10 protein-coding genes and 2 tRNA genes are annotated in these 12,609 nt (G+C 62.4%); all 12 read right to left on the reverse strand.

What is annotated here, in order from left to right:
- Positions 1-7: 7 nt before the first annotated feature.
- Positions 8-397 (reverse strand): Asp23/Gls24 family envelope stress response protein, encoded by a 390-nt coding sequence (locus tag ACTQVX_RS04885; protein WP_187361832.1) that lies wholly within the window; start codon positions 395-397, stop codon positions 8-10.
- A gap of 161 nt (positions 398-558) precedes the next feature.
- Positions 559-633, reverse strand: a tRNA-Asn gene (locus ACTQVX_RS04890).
- 33 nt (positions 634-666) lie between these two features.
- A tRNA-Asn gene (locus ACTQVX_RS04895) sits at positions 667-741 on the reverse strand.
- Positions 742-1,083: 342 nt separating this feature from the next.
- A complete protein-coding gene (gene rpoD, locus ACTQVX_RS04900) occupies positions 1,084-2,427 on the reverse strand; it encodes an RNA polymerase sigma factor RpoD (protein WP_370450567.1) in 1,344 nt (447 codons plus the stop codon).
- Positions 2,428-2,537: 110 nt separating this feature from the next.
- On the reverse strand, positions 2,538-4,646 hold the full coding sequence (dnaG, locus tag ACTQVX_RS04905) for a DNA primase (protein WP_441560406.1): 2,109 nt from the start codon (positions 4,644-4,646) through the stop codon (positions 2,538-2,540).
- Complete coding sequence (ribF, locus tag ACTQVX_RS04910; RefSeq protein ID WP_441560407.1) at positions 4,639-5,646, reverse strand: riboflavin biosynthesis protein RibF; 1,008 nt, start codon at positions 5,644-5,646, stop codon at positions 4,639-4,641. The genes dnaG and ribF overlap by 8 nt, the downstream gene beginning before the upstream one ends.
- Positions 5,643-6,575: a tRNA pseudouridine(55) synthase TruB gene (gene truB, locus ACTQVX_RS04915; RefSeq protein WP_441538344.1), complete on the reverse strand. Its 933-nt coding sequence runs from the start codon at positions 6,573-6,575 to the stop codon at positions 5,643-5,645. The genes ribF and truB overlap by 4 nt, the downstream gene beginning before the upstream one ends.
- A gap of 15 nt (positions 6,576-6,590) precedes the next feature.
- Complete coding sequence (locus ACTQVX_RS04920; protein WP_427719632.1) at positions 6,591-7,634, reverse strand: DHH family phosphoesterase; 1,044 nt, start codon at positions 7,632-7,634, stop codon at positions 6,591-6,593.
- Positions 7,627-8,037 carry a 30S ribosome-binding factor RbfA gene (gene rbfA, locus ACTQVX_RS04925; RefSeq protein ID WP_441560408.1) on the reverse strand — a complete coding sequence of 137 codons (411 nt, stop codon included), beginning with the start codon at positions 8,035-8,037 and terminating at the stop codon, positions 7,627-7,629. Before rbfA ends, ACTQVX_RS04920 begins: the two co-directional genes overlap by 8 nt.
- An 11-nt stretch (positions 8,038-8,048) precedes the next feature.
- Entirely contained in the window at positions 8,049-10,724 is a 2,676-nt protein-coding gene (infB, locus tag ACTQVX_RS04930; protein ID WP_427719633.1) for a translation initiation factor IF-2, read from the reverse strand.
- 91 nt (positions 10,725-10,815) lie between these two features.
- The gene (nusA, locus tag ACTQVX_RS04935) at positions 10,816-12,063 is read right to left on the reverse strand and encodes a transcription termination factor NusA (protein ID WP_154515419.1); all 1,248 of its coding nucleotides are present in this window, start codon (positions 12,061-12,063) and stop codon (positions 10,816-10,818) included.
- Position 12,064: 1 nt separating this feature from the next.
- Positions 12,065-12,559 carry a ribosome maturation factor RimP gene (rimP, locus tag ACTQVX_RS04940; protein WP_427794683.1) on the reverse strand — a complete coding sequence of 165 codons (495 nt, stop codon included), beginning with the start codon at positions 12,557-12,559 and terminating at the stop codon, positions 12,065-12,067.
- Positions 12,560-12,609: the final 50 nt, after the last annotated feature.

Below are 12,609 nucleotides of genomic sequence, written 5' to 3' on the forward strand. Positions count from 1 at the left end.
TCGGATGCTAGTTTAGACGGCTCTTGAGCGCGTCGATGTGAATGCCGATCTTAAGGCTGGCGGGATCGATCTGGGCGATCTCCTGCAGGGTGAAAGCAACGGAGCTCGAAAGATTGTGGCAGACGGACTTCATGTTGACGCCGTTCTCGAGCACGACGTGAAGGTCGACCGTAAGGCCGTTCTCGTCGGCGGAGACAAGCACGCCCTTGCGGAGGCGCTGACCGGCAAGCAGGCGCACGCTCTCGGCGCCTTGGAGCTGCTCGGCCATACCGACGACGCCATAGCACGTCATCGCGGCATAACCGGCAATATCGGCAATAACGTCGTTCGAGACGCTCAGGCTGCCGTTAATGGTCTCAGACACAAGAATCTCCTTATCTGGTGCTCGCGGCACCATGTCGTGGGAGCAATCATTGCAATATTCTACAACGACCGCGCCATGTTGAGGTGGTGGGTCGCGGGATTACATCCTCGACACGAAATGTTGATATGGCAACGTTTGCGTTAAGCAATCGCGGCATGAAAAAACCCGCCGCAAAAGCGACGGGTTTTACAATCTGGCTCCCCGGGTAGGACTCGAACCTACAACAGCGCGGTTAACAGCCGCGTGCTCTACCATTGAGCTACCGAGGAATTTAAAGCCCAGCAGATTGGGCTGAGAAATTCTGGCTCCCCGGGTAGGACTCGAACCTACAACAGCGCGGTTAACAGCCGCGTGCTCTACCATTGAGCTACCGAGGAATAGGTGCATGCTCTCAAGCAACGAAGTTTATTATACGGACGAATCAGCTCAGGGCAAGAACTTTTTTAAGAAATTTTCCGACCCAGTCATTGGGGACGTTCTTAAACGACTAGTCATTCAAGAACGTCCCCAACGACTAATCAACCAGACGCCCAGGGTAGTCTTTTTGGGACGGGGCTTTTTTAGCTACCCTATCTCAATGAGCGGCTCAAGCTTTAAAGGCCCCAGATTGGGTAGCTAAAAAAGCCCCGTCCCAAAAAGACTACCCGTGCCCCAACTGCCGGCCCTTGTTACATGAAAGCGCCCTCAAGCGGATGTGCTTGAGGGCGCTTCTTGCTTAACTAGCTTTCGATATAGTCTTTGAGCTTGCTGCTGCGGCTGGGGTGGCGGAGCTTGGCCAGGGTCTTGGACTCGATCTGGCGGATGCGCTCGCGCGTGACGCCAAACTCGCGGCCGACTTCCTCGAGCGTGCGGGGATGTCCGTCGACAAGTCCAAAGCGCAGCTCAATAACCTTGCGCTCACGATCGGCAAGCGAGTCGAGCACCTGGGTGAGCTGCTCCTGCAGCATGGAGAAGCTGGCGGCATCGGGCGGAACGATGGCCTGGGAGTCCTCGATAAAGTCGCCCAGCTGGGAATCCTCTTCCTCGCCGATAGGAGTCTCGAGCGACACGGGCTCCTGCGAGATCTTCTGAATCTCGCGGACGCGGTCGGCACTCATGTCCATCTCGGCACCGATCTCCTCGGGGGTCGGGTCGCGACCCAGATCCTGGAGGAGCTGGCGCTGCACGCGGACAAGCTTGTTGATGGTCTCGACCATGTGCACGGGAATACGGATGGTACGGGCCTGGTCGGCGATGGCGCGCGTGATGGCCTGACGGATCCACCACGTAGCGTACGTGGAGAACTTGAAGCCCTTCTGGTAGTCGAACTTCTCGACGGCGCGGATCAGACCGAGGTTGCCCTCCTGGATCAGATCCAGGAACAGCATGCCGCGACCGACGTAGCGCTTGGCGATGGAGACGACCAGACGGAGGTTGGCGCTGATGAGCGCCTGCTTGGCCTCGAGGCCCACGTTCTCGATACGAGTCAGACGACGCATCTCGGCGCGGGTGAGCTCGATCTCGCCCGCCTCGGCGGCCTCGAGCTTCTCGGTGGCCTCGAGACCGGCCTCGATCTTCATGGCCAGATCGACCTCTTCGGAGGCGGTCAGCAGGTCGACTTTGCCGATCTCCTTAAGGTACATTCGAACCGGGTCACCGGTCAGCATCACCGTGGAGGCATCGATGCCACGCACGCGAGAACGCGAGCGGGACGTGCGGACGGTGCGCTTCTTTTTGCTCTTGCAAGAACCCATCTCGGCATCGGCCTGACGGGCCATCTTAAGCTCGTGATCGTCGAGCGAGCCGGAATCGTGCTCCTCGTCGTCATCGAAATCGTCGGTATCGTTATCGTCATCGTCGACGTCCATGGGGGCGTCGTCGTTTCCGCTCGCGGAGATAATCTGGATGCCGCTGTTGCGCAGCGCGGAATAGACCGCGTTGAGCTGCTCGTCAGAAACATCGATATCCTTCAGGACGACCTGGATCTCGTCCTCGGTTACCGAAGTCCTGTTTGAGCCGTTGCCCATGAGCTTAGCAACGTAGGATTCCAGCCCAGTACCCGTGCTCTCAGTCTTATTTGGCACAGATTCTCCCTTCGTAGTCCACAGGACACATTACTTTAGCACACACTTACACGTCTATACCCAAAATTCAGACTGGATATAGCAGATAACATGCCGATTGACCACAACATCTAGGCCTGATCGGGACCCGCGGCCTCCAAACCAATCAACCGGAACGGATCGGCCACGCCGCCAATCGATTTCTGGAGCTCGCGCTGGCGCAAAGAATCCTGCGCGGCCTGCATGGTCAATGCACGGCGCGCGTCATCGTCGAGCGACCGGTCCTGGCGCAGCTTGGCCTGAGCAGCCCGCATACGGCGCTTGATGGTGTAAAGCTCAAGCGTATCGAGCATAAAGACGATGTTCGTCTCGGTGGGGTGCTTGCTCGTCGCCGAGATGCGCCCGGCGCTGACGAGCGAAGCCGCCTCGGGACACACCGCGCGCGCGGCGTCCATGCACGCCACGGGGTCGGTGCCCGGCGGCGTCGCGAGCACGGCCCACGCGATGGACTCGTGACGGGGGTCTACCCACTCGATCGAGCAGATGCGATCGGCGTACGTGCGGAATAGGTCGGGGTAGCTGGTGAGCATCGTCAACAGCTCGCGCTCCCCCGCCAGAGACTTCCGCTCCAGATCGGTCAGCACGATCGGCGTCGCCGGAACGGAAGCGGTCGAAGTAGACCCCGCGGGCGCCGCGTCCATGCCAGCAGGCACATCGATCGGCGGCATATCGTCGACGACCTCGACCGGCGCGGCCCCGTAGGCCTCGAGCGGCACATAGTCGTACGGTTCCTCCTCGACCGGTGCGGATACCGGCGGCGTCGTCCCCGACGCCCAGGCGCCGCGAGATACCCCCTGCGGACCGGACACCCGACCGCCCGCGCCTCCTGCGCGCTCGGCCTGTGCCCGCTGGCGCTCGTAGTTCTGCTCGCGACGACGCTCGGCGTCCTCGCGTTTGGCGACATCGCGAAACACACGGCCCGAGCTCGAGCGTACCGTCTCCAAATCCAGGCCCAAAAGGTCGGCTATCTGGATAAAGTACGTATCGATCATGTAGCTATCGCGCAGCGGATAGATGAGCGTCAGCGCATCCTCGAGCGCCTTGGCGCGACCGCCCGGCGTGGTAATGTCGCTCGACTCCTGCAGTGAGCGGTACACAAAGTCCATGAGGGGCTCGGCGGCGTCGATACGCGCCTGCAGTGCCTCGCCACCATGCGCCGTGATGAACTCCATAGGGTCGTTGCCGTCGGGAAGCACCACGCAGCGCAGGTCCATCGAGTCCTGCTCGATAAACTGAATCGCGCGGCGCGCGGCCTTTTGACCGGCGGCGTCACCATCGAACATATACACAATACGCTTGGCAAAACGGGTGAGCGTCTTTACGTGATGTTCCGTCAGCGCCGTGCCCAGCGTGGCGACGACGTTTTTGATCCCCGCCTCCCAGCAGGCGATGCAATCGGTATATCCCTCCACCACGATGGCGGTATCCTGCGCGACGATAAACTCCTTGGCCCAGTTAAAGCCGTAGAGGTTTCTCTTTTTATGAAACACACTCGTCTCGGCGGTGTTGAGGTACTTGGGTTGGCCGTCGCCCATAATACGACCGCCAAAGGCGATGTTATGACCCTGTTCGTCAAAGATGGGAAACATCACGCGGTCGTAAAAACGATCGGCAAGCTGTCCGCGCCCGCGGCTCACGGCCACGTTGGCGTCGATCATCTCCTGCGGGGTAAAGCCCTTCTGCGACAGATGGGCCACCAACATATTGCGACCCGGCGCAAAGCCCAGGCAGTAGCGACGGCAGACGTCGCCACCCATACCGCGGCTGGCAAAGTACTCGCGCGGACGGCTGTCCTTACCGCGCATGAGCATGGTGTGATAGAACTGGGCCGTCTCGGCGCACAGGTCATAGATGCGGGCGCGCTTGGTGCCGCGATCGCGCTGCGCGCCGGTATCGTGCAGCTCAATGCCGGCACGATCGGCCAGGTAGCGAATCGACTCGGGAAAGCTCAGGTTCTCGCGCTTCATGATGTAGGTGAAGACGTCGCCGCCCTCGCCACAGCCAAAGCAGTGCCACACCTGCGTAGCGGGGATAATGTGAAACGATGGGGTCTTTTCGCCATGGAAGGGGCAGCAACCCCAAAACTCATGGCCGCGGGGCTTGAGCTCAACCGTTTCCTGCACAATGGCAACCAGGTCGGACGCAGCGCGCACCTGGTCTTTCTCCTCATCGCTAATCACGGATGCTCACCCCCTGCTCGCCCAAGTTATGACGGATATCATCAATATTACCTTCGACGGTCTCAATAAGCTCGTCCAGCGAATCAAACACGCGCGAAGGACGCAGCCAACGCGTAAACGCCAACGAAACCGAACGTCCATACAGGTCGCCCGCATACCCGATCAAGTTGGCCTCGAGATGCGCCGAGGCGGCATCGTCGGCATACGTCGGCGGCAGGCCCACGTTGACGGCAGCGGGCCACACGGTATCGTCGACCAGCACAAGGCCCTCGTAGACGCCATCGGCAGGCAGCTGAATTCCGTTTGGCACCAACAGGTTTGCCGTAGGAAATCCCATATCGGAGCCCTCGTGGCGACCGTGAATCACGCCGCCGCGCAGCATATAGGGACGGCCGAGTAGATCGGCTGCCAGCTCAACGTGGCCCAAGCTCAGCTCACGTCGAATGCGGGTGGCGCAGATAGCCTCGCCGGCCTCGCACAGCAAATTGTGCCCATACACGTCAACACCGCGCTCGACACCCCATGCCTGCATCTCGGCAACGCCCGAGGCACCGCCGCGGCCCAGCCTAAAATCGCTGCCAACGCGAATGGAGCGAATGTCGACAACATGCGCCAACAGCTCAAGAAAGCCCACGTGGTCGAGCGACGCTACCGCAGGCGTAAAGGGAACAGCCACCACGGCATCGACCCCAGTCTGAGCCAGGGCATGCAGGCGGTCGGCCGTCGTCATCAATTTTTGAGCGGGCGCAGGGCTCACCACAACATCTGGATCAGGGTCAAACGTTACGACAACCGCTTTGCAGCCGTGGACGCGCGCATCGCGAATGACCGCGTCGATCAGCTCACGATGTCCCCTATGCACGCCATCGAACACGCCGATGGCAATCGAGGCGGCACCCATAGACTCGCAGTCACCAAAAGCATCAGCCAAAACGATGCGGGCCTCCGCCGCCGCGCCCACAAAAAATGTGCGCGCGAGCTCGCGAGGGTCCAGCATCATCGAACACCGCCGATCGCCTGCGGAAAGACGTGCTCCATCACAAAGCGACCATCCTCGATACGAGCCAAAGCCTTGAGCCCGCCATCGAGCACCAGCGCAAACGGTGCCTTCGACGCATCGAAGCCGGCGAGCGCGCGATCAATAGGAATACGACGACCGCACAGCAGATCTTCCGCAAGATTGCCCGGCAAGTCGACACGCGTGGCGCCGAGGGCCGCAATGGGGTCCAAGGCAAAGCCGGCAGCGGACTCGGCAGAAAGCTCCTCGACCGCATGGCAGGCACCGATGGAGACAATGCCAGAAGCGGTACGGCGCAGCGCGGAAATATGCGCGGCACTATCGCAGGCGCGACCCAGGTCGCGAGCGAGCGCACGGATATAGGTGCCCTTGCTCACCGAGAAGGCAACGGTCCAAATGCAGGAATCGCCCTCGCCACTCACGGCGATCAGGTCGGCAGAATATACCTCGACCGGGCGCGCAGGCAACTCAACGGCATTGCCCTCACGTGCAGACTTATAGGCGCGCACGCCGTTGACCGAAATAGCCGAAAACGCCGGCGGGACCTGCATCTGAGGGCCCAGCATGGCGCTCAAGCGCTCACGGGCATAGGCCGGATCGCGCAGCTCGGGTGCAATGGCAACCGTACGGACGGCCTCGCCTTCCGCATCGTCGGTATTGGTCTCGGCGCCAAACGAGATATCGGCGACGTAACTTTTGGTATCGAGGGTAAGCATGCCCAGCAGACGCGTAGCCTGGCCCACGCCCACCACCATGACACCCGACGCCATGGGGTCGAGCGTGCCGGCATGACCGACGCGCCGCTCATGGAGGGCGCGCCGGCACCGCGATACCACGTCGTGGGACGTGCAGCCCACCGGTTTATCGACGGCGAGCAGCATATTCAATTGAGAAGGCGTACGACGAGCCATGTACCATCCAAAAAGTTAAAGCTCGACGGTCACCGAAGCGGGATCCTCCCCCACCAGCTCGGCCAGCATGGGAAGTGCCGCGGTGAGCGTCTCGAAAATCGTTCCGTTATTGGTAAAGCCGGCGGCAGCGTGATGTCCGCCTCCGCCAAAGTTGGCCGCAATCTCGGAGACATCCATGTCGCCCTTGGAGCGCAGGTTTCCGCGCACCTTGGTATCGCCCTCGATGCCCTTAAGGAACAGGCAGACCTCGACACCCATCACCGAGCGCACCACATCGACCAAGCCGTCGCACTCATCCGAGGTGACGCCACATTCCTTAAGGTCGCTTTCGTACGCGTAGCTATACGCCACGCGCCCGTGCGCGACCGTCTTGATGCGGCCCATGACGATGGACTTGAGGTGCAAGAACTCGACGCGCATGCTCTGATAGACCTCGAGCGCGACACGCGCCGGGTCGGCACCGTGCGCCACCAGGCGCGAAGCCGCATGGAACGCAGCGGCATCGGCATTCTGATACTGAAAACGACCGGTATCGGTAACCAGGCCACAGAGCAGACAGGTGGCGATGCGATCGCGAACGACAATGCCGCAATCATCCAGAAAGCGGTCGATGATCATGGCGCACGCCGCAGCATCGACACGCCTCAGGCTTACCTCGGCAAACTCCTCGCGCGCCGGATGGTGGTCAAAGCACACCACATGTTTGGAGCGGCGGAGCACGTCGGCCGAGTTGTTCAGACGCTCGACAACCGGCACATCCACCGAGATAAACAGGTCGGGATCGCCCGTAAAGCTCGAAGCCGGCACCAGACGATCGGCGCCTTCCATAAAGCGGTAAATACGCGGAACGGGATCGTCGTCTGCCAGCAGCAGCGCGATGTCCTTGTCGGGGAACGCCTTCATGAGCGAGAGACCCAAGCCCAACACGGAGCCCAGGGCATCGCCGTCGGGAGAGGTATGACCCGAGATCGCAATGGAGGACGCACCCTCGATAAGCTCGAGGATGCGTCGTTTAATATCTGCAGACTCGCACGAGACGAGGTCGGCGGAATTAGTCATCTAAAGCTGCCTCCTGGGCGGCATCCGCTATGGGATAGCCGTCCTCGTCCTTTTCGATCGCCAGCGTGGCCGGGACATTATCCAGCGCACGCGTAATGCGCTCGGCCTCATCGGTCGAGCGATCGATGCGAAAATCGAGCTCGGGTGTGACGCGCCAGTCGAGCGAGCGAGCCAACAGGCTGCGAATGCGGCCCTTGGCGCTGGCGAGCGCCTCCATGACCTCATCGTAGCGGCTCGCATCGCACGACACGTACACGCGCGCGAACGAACGGTCCACCGCGACCTCGACCGCGGTCAAGGTGACCAGGTCGAGACGCGGATCGGAAACCTCAAAGAGAAGGATATAACCGAGCTTCTCGCGAAGCTGCTCGCCCAGACGGCGGGTTGCCTGCGTTTGCTTCATAGCGCTACCCCCTACTCGGTACGGGCAACCTGGTCGATACGGTAACCCTCGATCTGGTCGCCGGGCTTGATGTCCTGGAAGTTCTCCAGGCCAATGCCGCCCTCGGAACCGCTCTTGAGGCTCTTGGCCTCGTCCTTGTAGTGGCGCATCGAGGCGATCTTACCGTTAAAGACAACGATGCCGTCGCGCACCAGGCGCACGGAATCGGTCGCGGCAATCTCGCCCTCCTCGACGCGGACACCGGCGGCGATACCGACTTTGGGCACCTTAAAGGTGTCCAGGACGGTCGCGGTACCCGTGGAGACCTCGACCTCGGTGGGCTTGAGCATGCCGATACGGGCAGCGTCGAGCTCCTCGAGACACTTGTAGATAACGTCGTAGCAACGAATCTCGACGCCCTCGCGCTCGGCAGCGGAGCGGGCCTTACCGTCGGGACGCACGCCAAAGCCAATAATGATGGCGTTGGAGGCATCGGCCAGGACGACGTCGGTCTCGTTGATGGCACCGACCGCGGAGTGGATCGTGTTGATGCGGACCTCGGACTGATCCATCTTGTCGAGCGAGTCCTGAAGGGCCTCGATGGAGCCCTGGACGTCGGCCTTGATGATCAGGTTGAGCTCCTTGACCTCGGCGTCGGCGATGGTCTCGAAGAGGTTCTCGAGCGTGACGTGCTTCACGCGGCTCTGCTCCTCGATGCGGGCCTTGAGCGAGCGCTCATCGGCCAGGGCGCGCGCCTCGCGCTCGTCCTCGAACACGCGGAACTCGTCGCCGGCGTTGGGGACGGACTGCAGGCCCAGGATCTCGACGGCGTCGGAGGGACCGGCCTCGGTGACGGCGCGGCCCTTGGGGTCGAGCATGGCGCGGACGCGGCCATAGGTAAGGCCGGCTACCAGCGTATCGCCCACGTGCAGGGTACCGCGGGTCACGAGCACGGTAGCGACCGAGCCGCGGCCCTTGTCGAGCTTGGCCTCGAGGACGTTGCCCGAGGCGAAGGTATCGGGGTTGGCCTTGAGCTCGAGCACGTCGGCCTGGAGCAGCACGGTCTCCAGAAGGTCGTCGATACCGATCTTCTGCTTGGCCGAGATGTTGACGAACATGTTCTGTCCGCCCCACTCCTCGGGGATAACGCCGTACTCGGTGAGTTCCTGGCGCACACGGTCGGGGTTGGCGCCGGGCTTATCGATCTTGTTGACGGCGACGACGATGGGAACGCCGGCGGCCTTGGCGTGGTTGATCGACTCGACCGTCTGGGGCATGACGCCGTCGTCGGCGGCGACGATCAGGATGACGATGTCGGTCACCTTGGCGCCACGGGCACGCATGGCCGTAAAGGTAGCGTGGCCCGGGGTATCGATGAAGGTGATCTTGCGGTCGTTGATCATGACCTGCGATGCGCCGATGGCCTGGGTAATGCCGCCAGCCTCGCCGGCAGCAACGCCGGTGTGACGGATGGCGTCGAGCAAGCTCGTCTTGCCGTGGTCGACGTGACCCATGACGGTGACGACCGGGGCGCGGGGCTTAAGGTCGGCGGGATCGTCGTAGAACGAGAAGGTGTTCTCCTCCTCGGGGGTGATGATCCTGATCTGACGGCCCAAGTCGTCGGCAACGAGCTCGACAAGGTCGTCGGACATAGACTGCGTCATGGTGAGCGGCGTGCCCAGCAGGAACAGGCGCTTGATGATGTCGTTGGCCGGAACGTCGAGCGCCTCGGCAAGCTCCTGGACGGTAACGCCCTGGGAGACCTTGATGGCGTCGAGCTCCTCGGGGTTCACGCCCTGGGCCAGCGCCTCCTCAATCTTGCGCTCCTCCTGAGCCCTAGCGGCCTCGCGCTCGCGCTTCTCCTTGCGCTTCTTGCGGCGACCGGTGGACTCGCGAGAGGCCTCCTCGACGGCGGCACGGGCCTCCTCGAGAACCTTCTCGCGGCTGTACTCCTCGGCCTCGCGCGCCATGCGGCTGTAGTGGTCCTCTTCGCTGTTGTGACCACCCTTGCGCTTCTTGCCCTTGCCCTGCTTATCGGGGTTGGGGAAATCCATGCCGGCAGCGACATTGTTGCTGGCGTTGGTGCGATGGCTGTGCGGGCGGCTCTCGGAGGCGTTGCGGTCGTTGCGACGGCCGCCACGACGATCGTTGTTGCCGCCGCGACGGTTGCCGCGCTCGGCCTTGGCCTTGTCCTCGGCGTCCTTCTTCTCCTTGAGCACGGTCTCCTGTGCGGCGATCTGATCGAGCAGCGAACGGAAGCGCGAACCGGAGTCAGACGCGGGAACGGCGCGGCGCTGGGCCTCGCGAGCAGCCTCCTCCTTTTCGCGGGCAAGGCGCTCCTGCTCGGCCTTCTTCTTGGCCTCGGCCTCGGCACGGGCTGCCTCCTCGGCGGCCTGGGCGGCGGCAAACTGGCGGCGCTCCTCCTCGCGTGCCTTCTCGGCGGCGATGCGCTCGCGCTCGGCCTCGGCGGCACGCGCTGCCTCCTCGGCGGCGGCAGCCTCCTCCTCGGCCTGCTTGGCGGCCTCGACTTCCTGGGCGCGGGCCTCGATCACCGAGGCAAGCTGCTTGCGGACCATGGCAACATAAGCGTCCTCCAGCGCGGAGGAAGCAGACTTAGCGGGAATCTTCATTTCGGCGAGGTGACCCATCAGTTCCTTGGAGGTCATGCCGAACTCTTTGGCCAGGGTGGACACACGGACTTTTGCCATATGACTTCACCTACCCTTTCTGGCACCTTGGGTGCCTAGAGACTGAACGAGCGTGGGATGTGCGCCGGAACCTGTCCAGCGCAACCGCGCGCTAGATCAGGTCCTCCGCATCATCGAAGGCGTCGGTGTCGTGGACACCGCAGAAACGGGAACCGGGACGGGCCTGGTTGCGGCACTGGATGCCGTCCTCGGACACGTACTCGCAACGACGGGCGTCGTCATCCTCCTCGTCACCGATCAGGTCGGCGGCAGGCTCCTCGTGAACGGGAACGTTCTTGAGGATGTCGGCGGCAAGGGTCTCGGACTTAATGTCGATGTGCCAGCCGGTCAGGCGTGCGGCCAGGCGGGCGTTCTGGCCCTCCTTGCCAATGGCGAGCGAAAGCTGGTCGTCGGGCACGATGACGCCGGCATAGGCCTTCTCCTCGTCGATAAGGACGCGAGTGACCTTGGCGGGCGACAGGGCGTTGGCGACGTAGACGGCCGGATCGGCATCCCACAGGATGACGTCGACGCGCTCACCGCGCAGCTCACCCACGACGGCGCGCACACGGCTGCCCTTGGGGCCGACGCAGGCGCCCACGGGATCCAGGCGGTCATCGAGCGAGTGGACGGCGACCTTGGAGCGCTGGCCGGGCTCGCGGGCGATCGACTTGATCTGGACGGTGCCCTCGTAGATCTCGGGCACCTCCTGCTCAAACAGACGACGCATGAGCTCGGGGTGGGTACGCGAGATAACGATCGGCGGACGGCTGTGCTCGCCGCGAACCGGCGGAAGCGTGGAGTTGGGGTCGCGAACGTCAATGATCACGGCCTTGATGTGCTGGTTGTGCAGATAGCGCTCGCCCATGGGGCGCTCGTTGCGCTCGTTCTCGTAGCGGCGCTGATCAAAGTGCGGAAGCTCGGCCTCGACGCCTTCGCGGATCTTGACGATCGTAAAGTCGGGTGTGGACTGCAGTACGGTACCGCTGATGAGGTCGCCGATACGGCCGGAGAACTCCTCGTAGATCTGCTCGCGGGCGGAGTTGCGCACGATGGCGTTGATCTCGGCCTTGGCGTGCTGGGCGGCGATGCGGCTGGTGTTCTTGGGGGTGACGTCGATCTCCTCGAACTCGGTGAAGTTGCCCTCCTCGTCCATGGAATCGTCGATCGGTTCCAGGCGGTAGACATAGATCTTGCCGGTGGTGCGGTCGATGGTCACCTTGGCGCCCCACTCAAGATGCAGGATCTCGGCATAGCTCTTGGCGAGCGACTGCTCCAGACGGTCGATCAGGTAGAGCTGGTCGATGTGCTTCTCCTGGCAAAGCTCCATCAGGGCGGACATCATGTCGGATGCTGCCATGTTAGTTTCCTTCCTTCGCGGGCTTGAAGTCATAGACGGGCTTCAACTTGCACTTTTTAACATCGGAAAAATCGAGGGTGACAGACTCGCCGTCCTCGAGCTCGAGGGTTACGTTGGTCTCGGTCGCGGCGGCAATCTTGCCGGAGTACTTGCGACGGCCCTCGGTGGCGGTGGAGGAAAGCTCGCAGTCCTCGCCCACAAAGCGGGCAAAGTCACGCGGACGGCGCAGCGGGCGCGCCATACCCGCGCTCGACACCTCGAGCGTATAGCTCGAAGAGATGGGGTCGAGCTCCTCAATCACGTCGCCGACCCACTTGGTGTTGGCCGTGACGTCGTTGAGCGACAGGCTCTGACCCTCGGCACCCTCGATACGCACACGCACGCAGGGGGCCTTGGTGGCACCCACGAGCTCAACGTCGACAATATCGACATCGTGCTGGGGGGCGACGGCCTCGAGCGCGTCGATGATCGCCTGCTCGATCTTGGTCTTGACCATTGCGGCACCTCCATCCATACAAAAAAGAAGCGGGGCCGAAACCCCACTTC

This window comes from Collinsella sp. LCP19S3_A6 (assembly GCF_052122015.1).
Lineage (GTDB): Bacteria > Actinomycetota > Coriobacteriia > Coriobacteriales > Coriobacteriaceae > Collinsella.

What these genes read in the sequence shown, in the direction of transcription:
- ACTQVX_RS04920 (WP_427719632.1), bottom strand. Translation starts at nt 7,634, where the DNA reads ATGACTAATTCCGCCGACCTCGTCTCGTGCGAGTCTGCAGATATTAAA.
- rbfA (WP_441560408.1), bottom strand. Translation starts at nt 8,037, where the DNA reads ATGAAGCAAACGCAGGCAACCCGCCGTCTGGGCGAGCAGCTTCGCGAG.
- truB (WP_441538344.1), bottom strand. Translation starts at nt 6,575, where the DNA reads ATGGCTCGTCGTACGCCTTCTCAATTGAATATGCTGCTCGCCGTCGAT.
- infB (WP_427719633.1), bottom strand. Translation starts at nt 10,724, where the DNA reads ATGGCAAAAGTCCGTGTGTCCACCCTGGCCAAAGAGTTCGGCATGACC.
- ACTQVX_RS04885 (WP_187361832.1), bottom strand. Translation starts at nt 397, where the DNA reads ATGGTGCCGCGAGCACCAGATAAGGAGATTCTTGTGTCTGAGACCATT.
- ribF (WP_441560407.1), bottom strand. Translation starts at nt 5,646, where the DNA reads ATGATGCTGGACCCTCGCGAGCTCGCGCGCACATTTTTTGTGGGCGCG.
- rimP (WP_427794683.1), bottom strand. Translation starts at nt 12,559, where the DNA reads ATGGTCAAGACCAAGATCGAGCAGGCGATCATCGACGCGCTCGAGGCC.
- nusA (WP_154515419.1), bottom strand. Translation starts at nt 12,063, where the DNA reads ATGGCAGCATCCGACATGATGTCCGCCCTGATGGAGCTTTGCCAGGAG.